Annotated in this window: 18 protein-coding genes, 2 tRNA genes and 1 pseudogene; 8 read left to right on the top strand and 13 right to left on the bottom strand. The window is 72.6% G+C overall.

From position 1 onward, the window contains the following. Positions 1–454: 454 nt before the first annotated feature. Positions 455–550: pseudogene (locus IEZ04_RS34755) on the bottom strand (DUF2510 domain-containing protein); the annotation flags it as partial. A gap of 140 nt (positions 551–690) precedes the next feature. Next, positions 691–2097, bottom strand: coding sequence for an FAD-binding oxidoreductase (locus IEZ04_RS11885; RefSeq protein ID WP_189217128.1), 1407 nt, complete (start codon positions 2095–2097; stop codon positions 691–693). Between the two features lie 92 nt (positions 2098–2189). Between IEZ04_RS11885 and IEZ04_RS11880 the strand changes: the two genes are divergently transcribed. After that, positions 2190–3593 carry a tetratricopeptide repeat protein gene (locus tag IEZ04_RS11880; RefSeq protein WP_189216758.1) on the top strand — a complete coding sequence of 468 codons (1404 nt, stop codon included), beginning with the start codon at positions 2190–2192 and terminating at the stop codon, positions 3591–3593. 71 nt (positions 3594–3664) lie between these two features. On the opposite strand, the gene hppD is transcribed toward IEZ04_RS11880, so the two are convergent. Further along, positions 3665–4810 carry a 4-hydroxyphenylpyruvate dioxygenase gene (hppD, locus tag IEZ04_RS11875; RefSeq protein WP_189216757.1) on the bottom strand — a complete coding sequence of 382 codons (1146 nt, stop codon included), beginning with the start codon at positions 4808–4810 and terminating at the stop codon, positions 3665–3667. Between the two features lie 137 nt (positions 4811–4947). Here hppD and IEZ04_RS11870 point away from each other — a divergent pair, with 137 nt between their 5' ends. From IEZ04_RS11870 to IEZ04_RS11850, 5 genes are all read left to right on the top strand, one after another. Next, complete coding sequence (locus IEZ04_RS11870) at positions 4948–5418, top strand: Lrp/AsnC family transcriptional regulator (protein WP_189216756.1); 471 nt, start codon at positions 4948–4950, stop codon at positions 5416–5418. 48 nt (positions 5419–5466) lie between these two features. Continuing rightward, a complete protein-coding gene (locus tag IEZ04_RS11865) occupies positions 5467–6114 on the top strand; it encodes an ABC transporter permease (protein ID WP_189216755.1) in 648 nt (215 codons plus the stop codon). Next, positions 6107–7393: a betaine/proline/choline family ABC transporter ATP-binding protein gene (locus IEZ04_RS11860; RefSeq protein ID WP_229820990.1), complete on the top strand. Its 1287-nt coding sequence runs from the start codon at positions 6107–6109 to the stop codon at positions 7391–7393. The genes IEZ04_RS11865 and IEZ04_RS11860 overlap by 8 nt, the downstream gene beginning before the upstream one ends. A 104-nt stretch (positions 7394–7497) precedes the next feature. Next, the gene (locus IEZ04_RS11855; protein WP_189217125.1) at positions 7498–8268 is read left to right on the top strand and encodes an ABC transporter permease; all 771 of its coding nucleotides are present in this window, start codon (positions 7498–7500) and stop codon (positions 8266–8268) included. Beyond that, positions 8265–9248 carry a glycine betaine ABC transporter substrate-binding protein gene (locus tag IEZ04_RS11850; protein ID WP_229820989.1) on the top strand — a complete coding sequence of 328 codons (984 nt, stop codon included), beginning with the start codon at positions 8265–8267 and terminating at the stop codon, positions 9246–9248. Before IEZ04_RS11855 ends, IEZ04_RS11850 begins: the two co-directional genes overlap by 4 nt. On the opposite strand, the gene IEZ04_RS11845 is transcribed toward IEZ04_RS11850, so the two are convergent. The 8 genes from IEZ04_RS11845 to IEZ04_RS11810 all read right to left on the bottom strand — a co-directional run bounded on the left by IEZ04_RS11845 (position 9194) and on the right by IEZ04_RS11810 (position 17803). Further along, positions 9194–11260, bottom strand: a complete 2067-nt coding sequence (locus tag IEZ04_RS11845; protein WP_189216754.1) for an ABC transporter ATP-binding protein — start codon at positions 11258–11260, stop codon at positions 9194–9196. The genes IEZ04_RS11850 and IEZ04_RS11845 overlap by 55 nt on opposite strands. Positions 11261–11326: 66 nt before the next feature. Further along, on the bottom strand, positions 11327–12127 hold the full coding sequence (locus tag IEZ04_RS11840) for a S16 family serine protease (protein ID WP_189216753.1): 801 nt from the start codon (positions 12125–12127) through the stop codon (positions 11327–11329). A 116-nt stretch (positions 12128–12243) separates the two neighbouring features. After that, positions 12244–12885, bottom strand: coding sequence for an IclR family transcriptional regulator (locus tag IEZ04_RS11835; protein ID WP_189216752.1), 642 nt, complete (start codon positions 12883–12885; stop codon positions 12244–12246). Positions 12886–13227: 342 nt separating this feature from the next. After that, complete coding sequence (locus tag IEZ04_RS11830; RefSeq protein WP_189216751.1) at positions 13228–15033, bottom strand: DEAD/DEAH box helicase; 1806 nt, start codon at positions 15031–15033, stop codon at positions 13228–13230. A gap of 133 nt (positions 15034–15166) precedes the next feature. Beyond that, on the bottom strand, positions 15167–15535 hold the full coding sequence (locus IEZ04_RS11825) for a type II toxin-antitoxin system death-on-curing family toxin (protein WP_189216750.1): 369 nt from the start codon (positions 15533–15535) through the stop codon (positions 15167–15169). Further along, entirely contained in the window at positions 15535–15732 is a 198-nt protein-coding gene (locus IEZ04_RS11820) for a hypothetical protein (RefSeq protein WP_189216749.1), read from the bottom strand. Before IEZ04_RS11820 ends, IEZ04_RS11825 begins: the two co-directional genes overlap by 1 nt. A gap of 32 nt (positions 15733–15764) precedes the next feature. Then, the gene (locus IEZ04_RS11815) at positions 15765–17249 is read right to left on the bottom strand and encodes an MFS transporter (protein ID WP_189216748.1); all 1485 of its coding nucleotides are present in this window, start codon (positions 17247–17249) and stop codon (positions 15765–15767) included. A 215-nt stretch (positions 17250–17464) separates the two neighbouring features. Then, the gene (locus IEZ04_RS11810; RefSeq protein ID WP_189216747.1) at positions 17465–17803 is read right to left on the bottom strand and encodes a MerR family transcriptional regulator; all 339 of its coding nucleotides are present in this window, start codon (positions 17801–17803) and stop codon (positions 17465–17467) included. Positions 17804–18531: 728 nt separating this feature from the next. On the opposite strand from IEZ04_RS11810, the gene IEZ04_RS11805 reads away from it, so the two are divergent. Together IEZ04_RS11805 and IEZ04_RS11800 are read left to right on the top strand one after the other, a co-directional pair. Beyond that, positions 18532–18629: transfer RNA gene (locus tag IEZ04_RS11805), tRNA-OTHER, on the top strand. A gap of 23 nt (positions 18630–18652) precedes the next feature. Next, positions 18653–18727 (top strand) — tRNA-Cys (locus IEZ04_RS11800). An 86-nt stretch (positions 18728–18813) separates the two neighbouring features. Here the strand turns inward: IEZ04_RS11800 and IEZ04_RS11795 are convergent. Next, entirely contained in the window at positions 18814–20349 is a 1536-nt protein-coding gene (locus IEZ04_RS11795; protein ID WP_189216746.1) for a PH domain-containing protein, read from the bottom strand. Continuing rightward, positions 20346–20858, bottom strand: a complete 513-nt coding sequence (locus IEZ04_RS11790) for a PH domain-containing protein (RefSeq protein WP_189217124.1) — start codon at positions 20856–20858, stop codon at positions 20346–20348. Before IEZ04_RS11790 ends, IEZ04_RS11795 begins: the two co-directional genes overlap by 4 nt. Positions 20859–20893 lie beyond the last annotated feature (35 nt).

Raw genomic sequence — 20893 nt, 5'->3', positions numbered from 1 at the left:
CCACGTGCCCGGCAGACCCGGCGGCCCCGGCGGCCCCGGCGGACGAGGCCGCCCCTGGCGACCCACTGGACGCGGCATGACCAGCAGATGCGCCGAACCCGGACGCCCCGCCGGCCCCGGCCGGCCCAGCCGCCCCGCCGGATGCCACATGCCCAGCGGCCCCGGCCGACCCGCCGGACGCGGCCTGACCGGCAGCCCCGGTCAGCCCGGCAGAGGAGGCGGACCCTGCCGACACACCGGACCCGGCCGACGCACCGGACCCGGTCGGCGCACCGGACCCGGTAGACCCCGCCGTGCCGGGCGCGGGCGTCCCGCCGGGCTGCGGGTCCTCGTCGAAGAAGTGCGGACCCGTTTCTTCCACGGGTGCCGGTTCGGTGGGGCGTGCGCCCGGTGGTGGGGCGAGCGTTTCGCCGTCGGCGGGTGCCGGGCGGCTCGTACCCGGCACCCAGGCGGCGCCGTTCCAGTACCGGACGTATCCAGGAATGGAGGGGTCCGGGTAGTACCCGTCGCGGGGCCTGTCGTCGCCTGGGGCCGGAGTGGGGGCGCTCATGGCCGTCGTCCCGTATCTGCTCGGAAGTTGGTAGAGAGGTCACCACATCTACCAGACCGGCGCAGGAGTCTCGCCCCCTCCCGCCGTACCCACCCCTTTCGAGCACCGTTCTGCTACGGGGCCGCCCTGTGAAACGGGCGTCAGAACAGCTTGCCCGGGTTGAGGATGCCCAGCGGGTCGAACACCGCCTTGACCGCCCGCTGCATCTCCACGCCGACCGGGCCGAGCTCCCTGGCCAGCCACTCCTTCTTCAGGACACCCACACCGTGCTCGCCCGTGATCGTGCCGCCGAGTTCCAGGCCGAGGCTCATGATCTCGTCGAAGGACTCGCGGGCGCGCCGCGACTCGTCGGGGTCGGCGGCGTCGAAGCAGACGGTGGGGTGGGTGTTGCCGTCGCCCGCGTGGGCGCAGACGCCGATGGTGAGCCGGAACTTCGCGGCGATGGATCCGATGCCCTCGAACAGCTCGCCGAGTCGCGAGCGCGGCACGCACACGTCGTCGATCATCGTCGTGCCCTTCACCGCCTCGAGCGCGGTGAGGGACAGCCGCCGCGCCTGGAGGAGCAGTTCGGACTCGGCCGCGTCGTCGGCCGGGACGACCTGGGTGGCACCCGCGGCCTCGCACAGGGTGCCGACCGCGGCGAGGTCGGCGGCCGGGTCGGGGGTGTCGAAGGCGGCGAGCAGCAGCGCCTGCGTGGACTCGGGCAGGCCCATGTGCGCGAGGTCGTTCACGGCCTTGACCGTCGTATGGTCCATCAGTTCGAGGAGGGACGGCGCGTGCCCCCGCTCCATGATCCGGCAGACGGCGTCGCAGGCGGCCTCCGTGGACGCGAACTCGGCGGCGAGCACGAGCTGCTGCGGCGGCCGGGGCCGCAGGCCGAGGACGGCCCGGACCACGATGCCGAGCGAGCCCTCGGAGCCGACGAAGAGCCGGGTGAGGTCGTACCCGGCGACGCCCTTGGCGGTGCGGCGGCCGGTGGACATGAGCCGCCCGTCGGCGAGGACGACGTCCAGGCCGAGCACGTACTCGGCCGTCACCCCGTACTTGACGCAGCACAGTCCGCCGGAGGCCGTGCCGATGTTGCCGCCGATGGTGCACATCTCCCAGCTCGACGGGTCCGGCGGGTAGTACAGGCCGTGTTCGCCGACCGCGCGGGAGAGGACCGCGTTGATCACGCCCGGCTCGACGACGGCGATGCGGTCGACGGGGCTGATCTCCAGGATGCGGTCCATCTTGGTGAGGGACAGCACGATGCAGCCGTCGGTGGCGTTGGCGGCGCCCGACAGGCCGGTGCGGGCGCCCTGCGGGACGACCGGGACGCGCAGCTCGGTGGCGGTGCGCATGACGTGCTGGACCTGCTCGACCGTGCGGGGCAGGACGACGGCGGCCGGGGCGCCCGCGTCGCAGAAGCTCGCCATGTCGTGCGCGTACGAGGCCGTGACGTCCGGATCGGTGAGGACCGCCTCGGCGGGGAGGCCGCTGCGGAGTCGGTCGAGGAGGTTGCCGGTGAGTTCGTCGCGAGGCGCTTCGATACGGCTCATGATCAGAGCGTGACACCCGGCGGCCATCGGTGTGAATACGTCGGCGGGGGCCTTTCGGTGCCGGGCTGCGGCGGCCGCCCGGACGCACAGTGAGCGGCATGGGAAGCGAAGCACGGGCGGGACGGGTGGGACGGCGGACGCTGGTCCGCGCGGCGCTGGGGTGTGCCGTGGCGGGCGGGGCGCTGACGCTGCTGCCGGACGGGAGCGGGAGACCGGCCGGGCCGGCCGCGGGGCCCGAGGCGCGGGCGCGGTCCGTGGCCGCCGGCGGGCTGCCGGCCGCGCTGCCCGACCTGGTCGCGCTGATCTCCGACCTGGAACCGTACCTGCGCGACCGGCCCAGTGACGGGCGGGCGTGGGCGGTGCTCGGCACGGCGTACGGGGAGCGGGGCCGGCGTACGGGCGGGCTCGCGGACTACGCACGCGCCGAGGACGCGCTGCGCACCTCGCTGCGGGTGCGGCCGCGCGCGAACCCCGAGGCGTTCGGCGGGCTGGCGGAACTGGCGGTCGCGCGCCGCGACTTCCGGGCGGCGAAGCGGTGGGGCGAGGAGGCCGTGCGCCTGGCACCGGACCGGTGGCTGTCGTACCCGCCGCTGGTCGACGCCTACGACGGGCTCGGTGACCACCGGGCGGCCCGCCGGCTCCTGGTCCGGCTGTCCGGTCTGCGCTCCGGCCCCGTGGTGCCGGCGCTCGCGGCCCGTGCGCGGGGGGACCGCCGGGCGCGCGAGGACGCGGCGGCGGTCCTCGCGGACGCGGCCGCCCGCGCGAAGGACCCGGCCGAGCGGGCCGCGCACCTGCTGCGGGCGGGTGAGCTGGCGTGGGAGCGGGGCGACCGGGAGCGCGCGCTGCGCTGCTGCGCCGCCGCGCTGCGCGATGCCCCCGACACGCACGCCGCCCAGGCCGGGCGGGCGCGGGCGCTGGCGGCGCTGGGCCGCGTACGGGAGGCGACGGGCGCCTACCGGGCGGCGCTGCGGAGCTACCCGGCGCCCGGTTACGCCCTGGAGCTGGGTGAGCTGTACGAGGCGCGGGGGCACCGTGAGGCGGCCCGGGAGCAGTACCGGGCGGTGCGCACGGCGGTGCGGGAGGAGGCGGCGGCCGGGGTGAACGGGGCGCTGGTCCTCGGCCGGCTGGAGGCGGACCACGGCGACCCGGAGGTGGCGGTGCGCGGACTGCGGGCCGAGTGGCGGCGGCAGCCGGGGCTCGCGGTGGCGGACGCGCTGGGCTGGGCGCTGCACCGGGCGGGCCGCGACGAGGAGGCGCTGCCGTACGCGGGACGGGCGACGGACCGGACCCGGACGGGCGAGGTGCGCGGCGCGCCGTACCTCCACCACCTGGGCACCATCGAGGCCGCGCTGGGCCTCGACGGCCCGGCCCGCCGCCACCTCACCGAGGCCCTGCGCGTGAACCCGTACTTCTCCCCCCTGCACGCCCCGGCGGCCCGCACGGCACTGGCCCGCCTGGGCGAGCCGCCGGAGGTGGGCCCGGCGGTGGACCTGCCTGGGTAGGTGACGGCGCGCGGCCCCACGGCCGTCAGGTTCCGTGGGGCCGCGGCACACCGGCCCGGGCGTGACCAGGGCTACAGGTTGCCCCGCTTCGCCTGCTCCCTCTCGATCGCCTCGAACAGCGCCTTGAAGTTGCCCTTGCCGAATCCCATCGAACCGTGCCGTTCGATGATCTCGAAGAAGACGGTCGGGCGGTCCTGGACCGGTTTGGTGAAGATCTGGAGCAGATAGCCGTCCTCGTCCCGGTCCGCGAGGATCTTCAGTTCGCGCAGGGTGTCGACCGGCACCCGGGTCTCGCCGACCCACTCCCCCAGCGTGTCGTAGTACGAGTCGGGCGTGTCCAGGAACTCGACGCCGGCCGCGCGCATCGTGCGGACGGTCTGCACGATGTCGTTGGTGTTGAGGGCGATGTGCTGGACGCCCGCGCCGCCGTAGAACTCCAGGTACTCGTCGATCTGGGACTTCTTCTTGCCGACGGCGGGCTCGTTGATCGGGAACTTGACCTTGAGCGTGCCGTCGGCGACGACCTTGGACATCAGCGCGCTGTACTCGGTGGCGATGTCGTCGCCCACGAACTCCTTCATGTTCGTGAAGCCCATGACCTTGTTGTAGAACTCGACCCATTCGTTCATCCGGCCGAGCTCGACGTTGCCGACGCAGTGGTCGACGGCCTGGAAGGTGCGGTGGGCGGGCGGCTCGACGATCGGGTCGGCGGCCGCGTAGCCCGGCAGGTACGGGCCGTCGTAGCCGGTGCGCTCGACCAGGGTGTGCCGGGTCTTGCCGTACGTGGCTATCGCGGCCAGGACGACGGTGCCGTGCTCGTCCTTGACCTCGTACGGCTCGGCCACCGGGCGGGCGCCGTGCTCGACCGCGTAACGGAACGCGGCGCGCGCGTCCGGCACCTCGATGGCGAGGTCGACGACGCCGTCGCCGTGCTCGGCCACGTGGTCGGCGAGGAAGCGGCCCCAGTCGCCGGCGGGCTTGATGACGGAGGTGAACACGAAGCGCGCGGAGCCGTTCTCCAGCACGTAGGACGCGGTCTCGCGGCTGCCGTTCTCCGGTCCGGAGTAGGCGACCAGCCGCATGCCGAAGGCGGTCGAGTAGTAGTGGGCGGCCTGCTTGGCGTTGCCCACGGCGAAGACGACCGCGTCCATTCCCTTGACCGGGAAGGGGTCGGCCTGCCGGGTGCTCTCGGGGGTGTGGTCAGTGGTCTGCGTCATATGCGAAGCGTCACCCCGGCCTCGCAAGGTGCGCAATAGTTCTCGTGATGGCTGGGCATTCTGCATAGCGGAGGTCCCGTTCCGCCGGGCTTTCTGTACAGGATGACCACCGGAGGAGCATCGTCCTGGAGGCTGCCGTGGGGATCGATCGTCTGGACGGGCGGATCATCGTGCTGCTGGCCCGCGAGCCGCGCATCGGGGTGCTGGAGATGTCCCGGCGGCTCGGTGTGGCGCGGGGCACGGTGCAGGCCCGGCTCGACCGGCTTCAGTCGAATGGCGTCATCCGCGGATTCGGTCCGCAGGTCGATCCGGCGGCCCTCGGCTACCCGGTCACGGCGTTCGCGACGCTGGAGATCCGGCAGGGGCAAGGGACGGACGTACGGGCGCACTTGGCGACCGTGCCGGAGGTGCTGGAGCTGCACACGACGACCGGCAGCGGGGACATGCTGTGCCGGCTGGTGGCCCGCTCGAACGCGGATCTCCAGCGGGTGATCGACCGGGTCGTCGGCTTCGATGGGATCGTCCGGGCCGCCACCGCCATCGTCATGGAGAACCCGGTGCCCCTGCGGATCATCCCGCTGGTGGAGCAGGCGGCCGAGGAGCCGTAGCACCCGTACGCGGCCGAGGCCGGCCGGCCCGAGACCGGAGGTGACCGCGTGGACTTCTGGGAGTACCTGGGCAACCGGCACGAGCAACTGCTCATGGACGCGTGGCAGCACGCCAGCGCGGTGTTCCAGTGCATGGTCCTGGCGACCGTCATCGGGGTGCTGATCGGGGTCGCGACCTATCACAGCGGCTGGGCCTCGGGCCTGGCCACGACCGGTACGTCGGTCATCCTCACCATCCCGTCGCTGGCCCTGATCGGTCTGCTGGTCCCGATGGTGGGCCTGGGCGTGCCGCCGACCGTCGTCGCGCTGACCCTGTACGGCCTGCTGCCGATCGTGCGGAACTGCGTCGTGGGCCTGCGCGGGGTCGACCCCTCGCTGGTGGACGCGGCGAAGGGCATCGGGATGTCACGGCTCGCCCGGCTGGTGCGCGTGGAGCTGCCGCTGGCCTGGCCGCCGATCCTGACCGGCATCCGGGTCTCCACGCAGATGCTGATGGGCATCGCCGCGATCGCCGCGTACGCCTCCGGGCCGGGCCTCGGCAACGAGATCTTCCGCGGTCTCGGCTCGCTCGGCAGCAGCAACGCGCTGAACCAGGTGCTCGCCGGGACGCTCGGCATCATCGTCCTCGCACTTCTGTTCGACGCCGCGTACGTGCTCGTCGGGCGGCTGACCATCCCGAGGGGGATCCGTGCCTGAGACGTCCGCGTCCCCCGCGTCCCCCGAGCCCGGCGAGGTCCTGCACACCGGCGCCACCATCGAGCTGGAGAACCTCACCAAGCGGTACCCGGGCAGCCCGCAGCCGTCCGTCGACTGCGTGAACATGGAGATCCGGGCGGGTGAGACGGTGATCTTCGTGGGGCCGTCCGGCTGCGGCAAGTCCACCACGCTGAAGATGATCAACCGGCTGATCGAGCCGACGAGCGGCCGGATCCGCATCAACGGCGAGGACGTCACCCACATGGACCCGGTGCGGCTGCGCCGGAAGATCGGGTACGCCATCCAGTCGTCCGGGCTGTTCCCGCACATGACGGTCGCGCAGAACATCGCCCAGGTGCCGAGGATGCTGGGCTGGAACAAGGCGCGGATCAGGGACCGCGTCGAGGAGATGCTGGACCTGGTCGGGCTGGATCCGGGCGAGTTCCACGGCCGCTACCCGCGCCGGCTCTCCGGCGGCCAGCAGCAGCGCGTGGGCGTGGCCCGGGCGCTCGCGGCCGACCCGCCGGTGCTGCTGATGGACGAGCCGTTCGGCGCGGTGGACCCGATCACCCGCGACCACCTCCAGGACGAGCTGATCCGGCTGCAGCACGAGCTGCACAAGACGATCGTGTTCGTCACGCACGACTTCGACGAGGCGATCAAGCTGGGCGACCGGATCGCCGTCCTGCGGGAGCGGTCGCACATCGCGCAGTTCGACACCCCGGAGGCGATCCTCACCAACCCGGCGGACGACTTCGTGTCGGGCTTCGTGGGCGCGGGGGCCGCGCTGAAGCGGCTCAACCTCACCCGGGTCGGGGAGGTCGAGATCACCGACGTGCCGACGGTGACCGTGGACGACCCGCTGCAGAACATCTTCAACCGCTTCCGCGGCAGCGGCATCAACGAGATCCTGCTGCTCGACCGGCGCGGACGGCCGTACAAGTGGCTGCGGCGCGGCGACCTCATGCGAGCCCGCGGGTCCCTCGCCCGGGCGGGGACACCGGTCGTCGACACCGTGACCCGGGACGCCACCCTGCACGACGCCCTGGAGGCCGTGCTCACGGACGCCGGAGGGCGCGTGGCGGTGACGGGGCGGCGCGGACAGTACGAAGGCGTGGTCGACATGGAGACGCTGATGAACTCCGTGCACGAACTGCTGGAGGCCGACCGGCTGGACGCGCTGGCCCACCAGCACGACCTGGAGGAGGCGCGGACCCAGCAGACGCACACCGAGCAGGAGGGCTCGGCGGGCGGGGACAGCGGGGAGGCGAGGGCGTGAGCGACGACCCGAGAAGCCCCGGCAGACCCGGGACCTCGACGGACACCGAGCCGGAGGACACGTCGGGAGGCACGCCGGGAGACACGTCGGCGGAGGACACCGAGATGGCGGAGACCCGCCCGGCCGCGGCCCGGCCGCCCCGGGTGACCTGGCGGAAGCTGACCCTGCTGCCCGCGGTGCTGGTGGTCCTGCTGCTGGTCACCTGGCTGTGGTTCCGGCAGGCGGACCTGGACGCCATCTCCCGCAACGCGCTGTCGGGCGGCCAGGTGGCGAAGGCGCTGCGCCAGCACGTCGAACTGACCGTGATCTCCACCTTCTTCGTGCTGGTCATCGCCATTCCGCTGGGCGTGCTGCTGACCCGCCCGGCCTTCCGCCGGGCGGGCCCGGTGGCGATGGCGTTCGCCAACACGGGGCAGGCGACGCCCGCGATCGGGCTGCTGTCCCTGCTGGTGATCTGGCTCGGCACCGGCCGGACGGCGGCCCTCGTCGGGATCATCGCCTACGCGGTGCTGCCGGTCCTCTCCAACACCATCGCCGGTCTGAAGGCCAACGACCCGACGCTCCTGGAGGCCGCCCGCGGCATCGGCATGTCCCCGGCCGGCGTCCTGACCCGGGTCGAGCTCCCCCTCGCCGTCCCGCTGATCCTGGCGGGCGTGCGGACGGCGCTGGTGCTGAACGTGGGCACGGCGACACTGGCCACCTTCGGCGGGGGCGGCGGGCTCGGCGTACTGATCACCACCGGGATCACCAACCAGCGCATGCCCGTGCTGGTGCTCGGCTCGATCCTGACCGTCGCCCTCGCGCTGCTGGTGGACTGGCTGGCCTCGCTGGCCGAGGTGCTGCTGCGGCCCCGGGGGCTGGAGGCGGGCGCGTGAGACGGCGGTACGCGTCGCTCACCGCCGCCGCGGCATCCCTGGTGGTCCTGGCGGCCGGCGGGGGCTGCGGGCTGCGGAGCGGCTCCCCGATGACGGACGACGTGCGGCCGGGAACCGTCGGGCGCGGCGAGCCGCTGAAGGGCGCCGATCTGACGGTGTCGTCGAAGGCGTTCACCGAGAGCCTGATCCTCGGCGCGATCATGGGCATCGCGTTCCAGGCGGCGGGCGCGGAGGTCCTGGACCGAACGGGCATCCAGGGGTCGATCGGCGCGCGGGAGGCCGTGCGGACCGGGGACGCGGACGCCCTGTACGAGTACACGGGCACGGCGTGGATCACGTACCTGGGCCACAGCGAGCCCATCGCCGATCCGCGCCGGCAGTGGGAGGCGGTGCGCGACGCGGACGCGAAGGAGGGCCTGACCTGGCTGGCGCCCGCGGCCCTGAACAACACCTACGCGCTCGCCATGAACCGGTCCCACTTCGAGAAGTACGGCACGCGGACGCTCTCGGACGTGGCCGCGCTCGCGGAGTCGGACCCCGGCGCCGTGACCCTGTGCGTGGAGAGCGAGTTCGCCAACCGCGCGGACGGGCTGCCGGGCCTGGAGGAGGCGTACGGGATGGACCTGCCCGCCCGCAACCGCACCCAGATGGACACCGGCATCGTCTACACGCAGGCCGCCAAGGGCAGTTGCACCTACGGGGAGGTCTACACGACGGACGGGCGGATCAGCTCGATGGACCTGGTGGTCATGGAGGACGACAAGAAGTTCTTCCCCAACTACAACGCCTCCCCCATGATCAACTCAAAGACCTACGAGCGGTATCCGGAGATGGCCGCCGTCCTGGCCCCCGTCACCGGCAGGCTCGACAACGACGTGGCCCGGAGGCTGAACGCCCGGGTGGACGTGGACGGCGAGGACCCGCATCAGGTGGCGCTGGAGTGGATGGTGGAGGAGGGGTTCGTGGTGGAGGAGGACTGAGCCGGGAGCGCCATGACGGGCGCCGGCCGCGTGTCGGCGGCGATGCGCAGGGCCTCCACCAGTTCCCGGTACAGGGCGTCCGTCCTCAGCAGTTCGTCGTGGCGGCCCTGGGCGCGGACCCGGCCCGCCTCCATCAGCACGATGGCGTCCGCGTCGATCACGGTCGACAGCCGGTGGGCGATCGTGACGACGGCCCCGGTGGCGGCGCGGGCGCTGATGCAGTCGTGCACGGCGGCCTCGGTCAGCCCGTCGAGCTGGGCGGTCGCCTCGTCCAGGAGCAGCACGTCGGGGGTGCGCAGCAGGGCGCGGGCCAGGGCGATGCGCTGGCGTTCGCCGCCGGAGACGGTCGTGACCGACAGCGGTGTGTCGAGCCCCTCCTCGAGCGAGTCGATCTTCTCGTCGAGCCGGACGTCCCGCAGGACGCGGGCCAGTTCCTCGTCGCTCGCGTCGGGGCGGGAGAGCAGCAGGTTGTCGCGGACGGTGCCGGGCAGGACCGGGGTGTCCTGCTCCACGTAGGCCAGCCGGGCCCGGACCTCGTCGTACGAGCGGTCGCGGTACGGGCGGCCGTCCAGGAGCAGTTCGCCCTCGGTGGGCTCCAGGAACCGCAGGATCAGCGAGAAGAGGGTCGTCTTGCCCGCTCCCGACGGGCCGACGATCGCGATGTGCCCGCGCCGGGGGACCGTCAGGTCGACGCCCCGGACGGCGGGTGCGGCGTCCGGGCCGTACGCCGCGGTGACGCCGCGGAGTTCGAGGACGGGGAGGGTGTCGTCGCCGTCACCGTCACCGTCGGCGGTGGCGGCGGCGGCGGTGTGCGAGGCGGAGGCCGGTGAGCCGGCCGCCGGCGCCGTGGGGTCCTCGGTCCGCTGGCCGTCCTCGGTCCGCTGGCCGTCCTCGATCCGCTGGCCGTCCTCGATCCGCTGGCCGTCCTCGATCCGCTGGCCGTCCTCGATCCGCTGGCCGTCCTCGATCCGCTGGCCGTCCTCGATCCGCTGGTCGTCCTCGATGCGGAGGTCGTCGGTCTCCCGTATGCGTTCCGCGGCCGCCATGCCGGCCTGCAGTGCGGTGGCGTTCTGGCCGAGCTCGGCGATCGGGCCCATCAGCCCGAACGCGTACAGCAGGAACGCGATCAGGGTCGAGACGTCCAGCCGGCCCTCGGCGACCCGCCAGGCACCCACACCGAGGATCACGATGATCGCCACCTGGATGCCGGACCAGGTGATGGTCCCGGCCAGCGCCTGGCGCCGGATCGCGCGGATCCCGTACTCGGCGGAGGACCGCGCGTCGGCCACGATCCGCTCGGCGGTACGCTCCTCGGCCCGGCTCACCTTCACCGTGCGTATCGCGCGCAACGTGCCCTCCAGCACGCCGCCGAGCTGCCCGAGATGCTCCTGGGCCTGCCGCTGCGCCCTGGCGATGCCCGGCATCAGCGCCGCGAACAGCGCGCCGACCACGACCACCGCGGCCACGGTGGTGCCGAACAGCACCAGGTCGAGCACGGCCATCAGGACCAGGGTGCCCACCAGCATGACCGTGCCGTTGATCAGACCGACCGGGGCGCTGGTCGCGGCCTGGCGCAGCAGTACGGTGTCCGAGGTGACGCGGGTGACGAGCTCGCCGGTCGGGCGGCGGGTCACGGCGGGCACCGTGCCGCGCAGGAAGCGCCGCACCATCGACTCGCGCGCCCGGAACACCACGCGCTCCCCCAGCGCGCCCATCATGGTCCACTGCCAGTACGTGACGGCGCCGCCCACCACGGCCAGCGCCAGCAGCGCGAGCACGGGGCGGGCCAGCGACGAGGACTCGCCGAGCGCGTCGAGCACCCACTTGGTGACCAAGGGCGTGGCGAGCCCGAGCGCCGACCCCAGCAGGGCCAGCGCCAGTGCCCCCAGGAGCGCGCGCCGGTGCGGCCGGGCGAACGACCATACGATCCGCAGCCGCGGCGCACGCGCTGCACGAGGAGCGGAAGAGGCGGGATCGGAGGAGGGGGCGGTGCGGCTTCCGGCATCAGTCATGACTGGAGTGGAACACGAGTTCTGACGCCGCCGCATCCCTGTTCTGACGGGCGCCGGCCGCCCTGCTCAGCAGCTGGGCACCGAGCCCTTGCCCTGCTCCAGCGCCACCAGCGAGCTCACGGCACCCTTCAGGGTCGTCACCGGGATCAGGCGGAGCCCCTTCGGCAGTTCGGACTGCGCGTCGGCGCACTCCGCCCGCGGCACCAGGAAGACGGTGGCGCCGTCGCGGTGGGCGGCCTGCGTCTTGAGGGCGACCCCGCCGACCGCGCCGACGTTCCCGGCGGTGTCGATCGTGCCCGTACCGGCGATGACGCGGCCGCCCGTGAGGTCGCCGCCGCGGCCGTCGCCGTCCAGCTTGTCGATGATGCCGAGCGCGAAGAGGAGACCGGCGCTGGGGCCCCCGACGTCGGACAGCTTCAGGTCCACCTCGACCGCGTCCTCGTCCTCGCCCAGGTACGACAGCGCCGCCCGCGTCGCCAGGTCCTGGGACTTGTCCATCTCCGCCTGGTTGTACCGCTCGATCTCGGCGATGTCGCCGCCGCTGGGGTAGACCGAGTCGCGCGGCATCACGGCCTGGTCCGTACGGAACCAGGCGTCGACCACGTCCGTGACGCCCACGCGCGTGTCGTACGTGGTCGCCTCGATCGTCGTCATCCGGAGCTGCCCGCTCGTCCCCCGCGTCGCCGCGCCGTTGATCGTGATCACCGGATCGCCCTTGTTCTCGCCGAGGACGTCCACCGTCAGGCCGGGCTGCGCCACGGAGAACGGCAGCGGCGCGAACGCGGCCGTGGCGAGCAGGGCCACGACCGGCAGGAAGCAGACGGCGACGGCCTTCGGACGCGGAAGGCGGGAGAGGCGAGACAGCACGGGATCAATCTAACGCGAGGGCGCGGGGGCGCCGCCTGCCGGTGGGCACCTCGGACACCGACGACACGGTCCGGCGGCGCACGGCGGGCACAGCGGGTGCACCGGCACGGCCCGGCTCAGCGCAGCGCCTCGGCCACTTCCCGGGCCGCGTCGACCACGCGTCGGCCCACCCGCTCCGGTACGGCGTCCGCCAGCATGACCACGCCGACGCTGCCCTCGACGCCCGTCACCCCCAGCAGCGGGGCGGCGGCCCCGCTCGCACCGGCCTCCAGTTCGCCCTGCGTCAGCGTGTAGCCGGGCTCGGCGACCGGCTGCCGCCGGGCCTCCAGGATGGCGCGGCCCGCGGCGCCCCGGTCCAGGGGGTGGCGGAAGCCGGGGCGGTAGGCCACGTGGTAGTCGGTCCAGGTCGGCTCGACGACCGCGACGGCCAGCGCCTCGGCGCCGTCGACGAGGGTGAGGTGCGCCGTCGCCCCTATGTCCTCGGCCAGCGCGCGCAGCGCGGGCAGCGCGGCCTCGCGGACGAGGGGGTGCACCTGGCGGCCCAGGCGCAGGACACCGAGGCCGACCCGGGCGCGGCCACCCAGGTCACGGCGGACGAGCGCGTGCTGCTCCAGGGTCGCCAGCAACCGGTAGACGACGGTCCGGTTCACACCGAGGCGGTGCGAGAGCTCGGTGACGGTCAGTCCGTGGTCGGTGTCGGCGAGCAGTTTCAAAACGCGCAGTCCCCGGTCGAGGGTCTGGGAGGTCTCCGCGGTCACGACGCCCACTCCTTCGTGGTGAGGGCGGCGGCCCCCTCCGCGGCGGATGCGCCGCCGGTCCCTTCGGTGACGCGCGTCAGAGGCCGCCGGTCGGCTGAACCCGGAGGTGGTGCTCCGGGCGGAGTCGCTTCACGGCTGCGCTTCGCGGCGGCGCTGCCACGTAGCGTTAGCGTGTGGGGACAGTAGCGAGCCGGTCCGCTCAGCGGAAGTCACCGTCCAGAATCCGGTCATCGACCGGTACGGATCATCGATGTTTGTCCCGAAATAGCACAGGGCGCGCGGCACTCGCCGCGCGCCCCATTCACCACTTCTCACACGCCGTACGCCCCGACGCGACGGCCGTCACCGCATCCGGGTCGCCCACTCCTGCACCTTGGCGATCCGCTGGCTCAGCTGTCCCGCCGTGGCCTCCGCGCTCGGCGGTCCGCCGCACACGCGGCGCACCTCGTTGTGGATCACGCCGTGCGGTTTGCCGGACTGGTGCGAGTAGGCGCTGACCATGGTGTTGAGCTTCTTGCGCAGCTCCATCAGTTCCTTGTGGGTGACGACGGGCCGCCGCTCGGCCGGCAGCTCCATCAGGTCGGCCTCGGCGGCGGGCTTCTTCCTGCTGTGGGCGATCTGCCGGGCCTGCCGCTTCTGCAGCAGCATCTGCACCTGGTCGGGCTCCAGCAGTCCCGGGATGCCGAGGTAGTCCTGCTCCTCCTCGCTGCCCGGGTGGGCCTGCATGCCGAACTCGGCACCGTTGTACATCACCCGGTCGAAGACGGCGTCGGACTCCAGCGCCTCGAAGGGCAGCATGTCCTGCTCGCCGGTGTCCTCGTCCTTCTGCTGCTCCGCCTCCTTGAGGAGCTTCTCCTCCTCGGCGTACGGGTCCTCCTCCTCGCCGGCCTTCTTGGGCTTGTCGAGGACGTGGTCCCGTTCCCGCTCCATCTCGTTGGCGAAGGAGAGGAGATCGGGCACGGTCGGCAGGAACACCGACGCGGTCTCGCCGCGCCGCCGGGACCGTACGAAACGGCCCACGGCCTGGGCGAAGAACAACGGCGTGGAGATGGTGGTGGCATACACCCCGACCGCGAGCCGCGGCACGTCGACGCCCTCGGACACCATGCGGACGGCGACCATCCACCGGTCGTCGTTGTTGCTGAACTGGTCGATACGGTCCGAGGCCCCGGCGTCGTCGGACAGCACCAGGGTCGCGCTGTGCCCGGTGATCTCCCGGATGAGTTTGGCGTACGCGCGCGCCGAGTCCTGGTCCGAGGCGATCACGAGCGCGCCGGCGTCCGGTATGGCCTTCCTGACCTCGGTCAGCCGCTGGTCGGCGGCGCGCAGCACGCTGGGCATCCACTCGCCGCGCGGGTCGAGCGCCGTACGCCACGCCTGGCTGATGGCGTCCTTGGTCATGGGCTCGCCGAGCCGGGCCTCGATCTCGTCGCCCGCCTTGGTGCGCCAGCGCATGTTGCCGCTGTAGGAGAGGAAGATCACGGGGCGGACGACGTTGTCGGCGAGGGCGGACCCGTAGCCGTACGTGTAGTCGGCGGCGGACCGCCGGATCCCGTCGGACCCCTCCTCGTACGTGACGAAGGGGATCGGGTTGGTGTCCGACCGGAAGGGCGTACCGGTGAGGGCGAGCCTCCGGGTGGCGGGCTCGAACGCCTCCAGACACGCCTCGCCCCACGACTTGGAGTCACCGGCGTGGTGGATCTCGTCCAGGATCACGAGGGTCTTGCGCTGCTCGACCCGGTTGCGGTGCAGCATGGGCCGGACGCCGACACCCGCGTACGTCACGGCGACGCCGTGGTACTCCTTGCCGAGCGGTCCCGCGCTGTACTCGGGGTCCAGCTTGATCCCCACCCGCGCGGCGGCCTCCGCCCACTGCTTCTTCAGGTGCTCGGTCGGCGCGACCACGGTCACCTGCTGCACGACGTGGTGGTGCAGCAGCCAGGACGCCAGCGTGAGCGCGAAGGTCGTCTTGCCGGCGCCGGGCGTCGCCACGGCGAGGAAGTCACGCGGCTGCTGCTGGATGTACTTCTCCATCGCCCCCTGCTGCCAGGCACGCAGCCTGCTGGCGGTACCCCAGGGCGCGCGGCCCGGGAACGCGGGCGACAGATGGTGGGAGGAGGGCGTTGAGCTGGCGGCGGTGGTAGTCACGGTCTCCGGCTATGGGGGTAGAGCGGCCTGGTCACGTATGACAACCGGGCCACCTTACCGGCGCGGCGGGGACGCCTCCGTGCGAACGGCACGGGGGGTGAGGTGGATGGGATTCAGCTCACACACGGGGCCGTCAGCGCGCGAACCGTGGCAGCTGGGCAGCGATCTTGGGTACGTCCAGGGCTCCCTGGCAGACATCCAGTACGAATGCCTCGGCCTCGTCCACGTCGAAATCCGCGTCCAACGGGTGTCCGTTCAGGTGCAGGAACACCCAGGTCGCGTACCAGGAGAGGCGCTTGTTCCCGTCTACGAGGGCGTGGTTGCGTGCGAGGGACTCCATAAGGGCCGCAGCCTTCTGCCACACGTCCGGATAGGCGTCCTGCCCGAACACGCTCGACTGCGGCCGGGCGAGAGCCGAGTCCAGGAGCCCGTAGTCCCGCACCTCGGCCGCCCCGAGCCGCTCGGCGAGGTTCAGCAGCTGGGGCAGCGTGAGGTAGTGCATCAGGCGAGCCTCTTGTTCAGCTCGGCGCTGGCCTTCAGCACGTGGTCGGCCGCCTCGTCGAACAGTCGTGAGTGCTCGTTTATGGCCGCCATCACCGCGTCGTGCGCGAAGGTCTGCATACTGCGCCCCTCCGCTGCCGCACGCTCACGCAGCGCGTCCAGTTCTTCGTCCGTGAATCGCAGGTTCAATCCGGCCATAGCGTAACGGTACCGCGCGGTACCACCCGGTGTCAGCGAGAGTCCGCCCGCAGCCGCGTCGTCACCCACGCCCCCACCAGCGCCACCGCCGCCATCGGCAGGAACACCGCCGCGAACGCCTCCGGGTGGGAGCCCGTCGTGGCGGTGGCGGTGGTGACCGCGTGGCCCGCCGCGCCGCCACCGAGGGCCGCGAAGGCGGCGCCGCCCGCGGCGAGGAGCAGGACGTTGGACAGCCCGTCGGAGATCTGCAGCGCGGCGGAGTTCGCGCCCGCCTGCTCCGGCGCCGACAGCTTCAGCAGCAGCACGCTGGTGGAGGAGATGTTCAGCCCCATCCCCAAGCAGCCGAAGCCCCAGGCCACGGCCACGGTCCACACCGGCACCGCCTCGATCAGCACGCTCGGCGCGGTCGCGATCGCGGCGGCGACCAGGACCATGCCGGCCGTCATCAGCCGCTCCCGGTACGGCTCCACGCGCGGCCGCGACTGGAGGTACGACCCCAGCGCCCAGGTGGCCCCGCCCGCCGCCAGCGACAGCCCGGCGAGCGTGGGCGACAGCCCCCGCTGGGTGACCAGCATCAGCGGTACGAACGACTCCGCCGCGATGAACGACCCGGCCGCCAGCCCGCGCAGCAGCACCACGGACGGCAGCCCGCGCGCCGCCCGCCAGGTACCGCGCGGCAGCAGCCCCAGCACCGCGGGTACGAGCAGCGCGGCACCCGCCACGCCCGGCAGCACGGACAGCCACCGCAGGTCCTGCGCGGCGTACTGGAGCAGCCCGGCGCCGATCGAGATCGCGAAGGCGAGACGGATGCGGCGCCGGTCGAGGGCGGCGGGCACGGCGCCCTCGGGAGGCCCGGCCGCCAGCCGCCGTATCCGCGGCAGCGCGAGCGCCAGCGGGAGGAGCACGAGTACCGGTATGCCGAGGAACACCCACCGCCACCCCAGGTGCTCGGTCACCGCGCCCGAGGCGAGCGGCCCGATCACGGACGGCAGCACCCAGCACGCCGCGAAGGCCGCCATGATCGAGGGCTGGAGCCGTGGCGGGTACGCCCGTCCGACGACCACGTACAGCGCGACGATGACGAGTCCGCCGCCGAGTCCCTGCACGGCGCGCCCGAGGATGAACAGCCACATGGTCGAGGCGGTGCCGGACAGCAGCAGTCCCGCCCCGAAGGCGGCGATACCGGTCGCCAGCGGCCCGAGCGGCCCGCGCCGGTCGGACCACTGCCCGGCGAGCACCATCCCGAACAGGCTCGTCGTGAAGTACCCCGAGAACGCGAACGCGTACAGCGACACCCCGTCCAGCTCCCGCGCGGCCACCGGCATCGCGGTCCCCACAGCCGTCGCCTCGAACGCGATCAGCAGCACGACGGAGACGATGCCGATGCTGAGGGAACGGTAGGACCGGCCGAGCACGCCTTCGAGCCCGGAGGTCGCGGGCGCGGGATCAGGCGTGGGATCGGACGGGGGTTCGGCCTTGTCCGCGACGTCTGTGTCGCGCGGTTCGCGGGTGCTCATAGCCGTCAGGGTAAGGGGCGCCCAAGGGATTGACTCCTGTCGGAGGTCGGCGTTCCCCCGGGACCTTGGTCGTACGACCGCCGCGGCCCCGTCCGCTCGTCCGCGAACGGCGCGCCGAGCCGCATGTGCACGAGTTGCCCGGAACGCTCCGCGTCCCGGGCGGCGTACGTGGGCGCAGCCGCGAGCTCCTGAAGTGATCGCGAGCCTCGGCCGTATCAGCTCGCGGCCGTGGGCTTCCCCGACTCGGCGGCGCGGCGGTATTCGGCGTTTATGCGCCGGGCTTCTTCGAGCTGGTCCTCGAGGATGATGATGCGGCAGGCGGCTTCGATGGGGGTGCCCTGGTCGACGAGCTCACGGGCGCGGGCCGCGATGCGCAACTGGTAACGGGAGTAGCGGCGATGTCCGCCCTTGGACCGGAGCGGGGTGATGAGGCGGGCCTCTCCTATGGCACGGAGAAAACCCTGGGTGGTGCCGAGCATCTCGGCGGCCCGGCCCATCGTGTAGGCGGGGAAGTCGTCGTCATCAAGACGGTCGTACGAGTCATCTGCTGTCATTCGCACCTCTCTGTGAAACGCGTGGAGGGGCCTTGGTGCCGTACGGCACCAAGGCCCCGAAGGAACTGCTAGACCATCTGTCGGCCTCGGTACTGCGCCGACTTCCTGTTTCCGCCGGCCCGACCGTTCTTCTGCCGGGCGTGCGGGGATCGCGGTTGCTTGACCGGAGACCACCTCACTGTCGATGTCCTGCGGTACCCGGGCCCAGGACTTCGGCCCGGGCGATCCCGATGGCGCGGGTTCCTCCGTCCTTCCCTCAGTGATCAACTACTTACCGAACGGGTTACTGCGTACTGCTGGTGCTGCGGTACTGCTCACGGCGGCCCCTGATCACCGCGGGCCACCCGGTGCGGCCGTCAGCCCCGTCGCCGTCATGAAACAGCCCTGGCTCCGGAACTCCACCGCCGCACCGTCCTGCGTGCGAACTGCACGTGCGTGTACTGCTGCCCGGCAGTTCGTCTCTGCCGGGCCCTGTATCTCCCTGGGGTACGTAAGAAACCATAACCGTGCCATCTACGAATGTCTACTCCGGCCACCATAGATTTTCTCGTGTGTCCGGAGCTGGCCGCGCGAGCCGCGGGCGGAGGTGACGCTGCAGCCGGTTCATTCATGAACGGTGTATGGCAGTCGCATTGCAGCGCGGCCCGCACCCTTGAGCGGCCGGGCGGCCCCGCCTACGGTCGTGACATCGAGTTCGAGAGCGGAACGATCGGCTTCGCTCCCGGCCCGGCCGTGTGCCCGAGTGGTTCAGGGGCTCGCCTGCGCTGCATCCGACAGCGGGCTCCGCCCGCGGGGAGTTACGTGGGTCCGATCCCCGCCACGGCGACGAGACGGGGTCGGACTTGATACGGCCGTGTGCCCGAGTGGTTCAGGGGCTCGCCTGCAAAGCGAGTTACGTGGGTTCGATTCCCGCCACGGCCTCCACTGTCTGACCAGAGGCGAAAGAGCGGGGCGGCGGCCGGAACCCTCCGGGCGTCCCTCGCCTCCGCCGAACGCCGCCACCCTCGCCATCACTCCGCCGGTCGCCGGACCAGGAACTGGCGCAGCAGACCGGGCGTCGCCCCCTCGGCGAAGCGCAGTCCCTCGGGCAGCAGGACGTCCTTGACGTGGTACGCGCCGCGCCCTCCCGCCGTGGTCGCGGTGACCCGGCTCAGACCCGACCGGCGGTGCCACGCCCACCGGGTCACCTTCCAGCCGATGACCCCGTCCCGGCGGAGCGCGATCGTGCGGCGCTTGAGTGAGCCGTGCCGGGTGACCAGGTAGCGGCCGGTGATGCCGTGGCCGAGGGCGCGGAAGGCGTTGACGGCGAACAGCGCGCCCACTGCCCAGACGGCGAGCGCGGACACCCAGCCGACGTGGAGCAGCGGCACCTCGGCCAGCCACACGCCCAGCCCGACCGGTACCCCCGCGACCAGCGCACCCATGAGGAACGCCAGACGCAGTCGCCGGACCAGCGCGTGCCGGGTGTGCGGCACGAGCCGTACCGACACCGTGGGGCAGACCTCCTCGCGCAGCACCTCGGCCGTGACCCGGTGCGCCTCGCCGAGTGGGGCGGGCGGCAGCAGGGCGCTCCTGTCGGCGGAGCCGGCCTCCTCCTCGGCCGTTCCCGTCCCGGTGGCCACGGCGTAGGTGTACGCGCCGCCGCCCCCGCGCAGCAGCAGCGGCTCGGCCAGCTCCACGCCGCGCAGCCGCTCCTCCTCCAGGGTCACCGACCGTGTGACGACCAGCCCCCGCGTGACGCGCAGCGCACCGCCCGGCTCACGGACCAGCCGGAAGCCCCACCACATCTCGGCGTAGAGGCCGAGTGACCCGATCGCCCCCACCAGCAGCAGGGCCAGCGCGGACAGCACGACCACGGGGAGCGGGTCCGCCGTGGACAACCAGTCCCACAGCCGGGGGATCAGTACGGTGTCCGGCTGGGCGCCGACGAGGTCGAGCAGGTTGTAGAGCCCGCCCACGGCGGCGCCGCCCAGCAACGGCACCGAGGCCGACAGGACGGCGAACCGCAGCCATCTCCAGTCGATCCGCGCGAGGGTGTCGTACGCGTGCGTGCCCTCCTCCCCGCCGCGCACACGGCCCAGCAGCTCCTCGCGGAGGGACGCGGCGTCACCGGCGGCCAGCGCGTCCAGGGTGAGCGTGGCGTCGTCCGGGGAACCGGCCCGGTGCCCCGTGCCCACCCTCACGGTGGCGATGCCGAAGACCCGGTGCATCGGCTCGGCCGTGATGTCCACGCTGCGCACGCGCTCGCGCGAGACGAACCGGTGGCTGCGCACCAGCACACCCGTCCTGACCTCGATGCGTTCCGGGGTGAGCCGGTAGTGGGTCCTGTGCCAGCGGAGCCGTTCGTAGCCCAGCGCGCCGAGGACCGGCACCGGGACGGACGCGTGCAGCCACCACGGTGCCCCGCGCCACCACATGACGGCGGCGGCTGCGACGATCACCAGGGCGCACCAGGCGCCGAAGGCGCGGACGACGCGCGGATCGAGCCGCAGCCATGCGCCCTCCGTCTCCGTTCCGGCTGGTTCGGCCACCTCGCGCGTACTCATGTCGCGTCACCGGCAGTGGCCTGGGTGACCTTGGTCAGCTCGTCCACCAGATCGCGTGCGAACCCGTGCTCCAGGCCGTCGATTCTCACGGCGCCGGCCGCCGAGGCGGTGGTGACGGTCACGGTGGCCAGCCCGAACAGCTGTTGCAGCGGCCCTCGTACGGTGTCCACCGTCTGTATCCGCGACAGGGGCGCGATCCGCCACTCCTGACGCACCCACCCGGCGCGTGTATACACCGCGTCGCCCGTCGTCTCCCACCGGTGCACCCGGTACCGCCACACGGGCATGACCACCGCGGTCACCGCACCCGGCACCCCCACGATCGCCGCCGACAGCAGCAGCCACGGCCGTGCGGGCTCGATCAGCAGGGCCAACAGCACCAGCACGAACACCGGCGGCACCACGACCCCCACGGCCTGCGCGGCCCACCAGCCGATCGACCGGCGCTCCACCCGGTTGCTCGGCGGGCGCAGCACCAGCTCATCGGCGGTGGGGCGGGGAAAAGCCATCATCAGCTCCGGAGTCGGTTCACGGGTGGACGAGC

The sequence above is a fragment of the Streptomyces ruber genome (assembly GCF_014648075.1).
GTDB lineage: Bacteria > Actinomycetota > Actinomycetes > Streptomycetales > Streptomycetaceae > Streptomyces > Streptomyces ruber.
The sequence above is the reverse complement of the archived record's forward strand: the minus strand, read 5'-3'. Positions and strand labels throughout refer to the sequence as shown.

Coding starts and splice junctions, on each gene's coding strand:
- IEZ04_RS11815 (WP_189216748.1), bottom strand. CDS start 17,249: ATGAGCACCCGCGAACCGCGCGACACAGACGTCGCGGACAAGGCCGAA.
- hppD (WP_189216757.1), bottom strand. CDS start 4,810: ATGACGCAGACCACTGACCACACCCCCGAGAGCACCCGGCAGGCCGAC.
- IEZ04_RS11790 (WP_189217124.1), bottom strand. CDS start 20,858: ATGGCTTTTCCCCGCCCCACCGCCGATGAGCTGGTGCTGCGCCCGCCG.
- IEZ04_RS11855 (WP_189217125.1), top strand. CDS start 7,498: ATGGCGGAGACCCGCCCGGCCGCGGCCCGGCCGCCCCGGGTGACCTGG.
- IEZ04_RS11795 (WP_189216746.1), bottom strand. CDS start 20,349: ATGAGTACGCGCGAGGTGGCCGAACCAGCCGGAACGGAGACGGAGGGC.
- IEZ04_RS11810 (WP_189216747.1), bottom strand. CDS start 17,803: ATGACAGCAGATGACTCGTACGACCGTCTTGATGACGACGACTTCCCC.
- IEZ04_RS11820 (WP_189216749.1), bottom strand. CDS start 15,732: ATGGCCGGATTGAACCTGCGATTCACGGACGAAGAACTGGACGCGCTG.
- IEZ04_RS11880 (WP_189216758.1), top strand. CDS start 2,190: ATGGGAAGCGAAGCACGGGCGGGACGGGTGGGACGGCGGACGCTGGTC.
- IEZ04_RS11845 (WP_189216754.1), bottom strand. CDS start 11,260: ATGACTGATGCCGGAAGCCGCACCGCCCCCTCCTCCGATCCCGCCTCT.
- IEZ04_RS11825 (WP_189216750.1), bottom strand. CDS start 15,535: ATGCACTACCTCACGCTGCCCCAGCTGCTGAACCTCGCCGAGCGGCTC.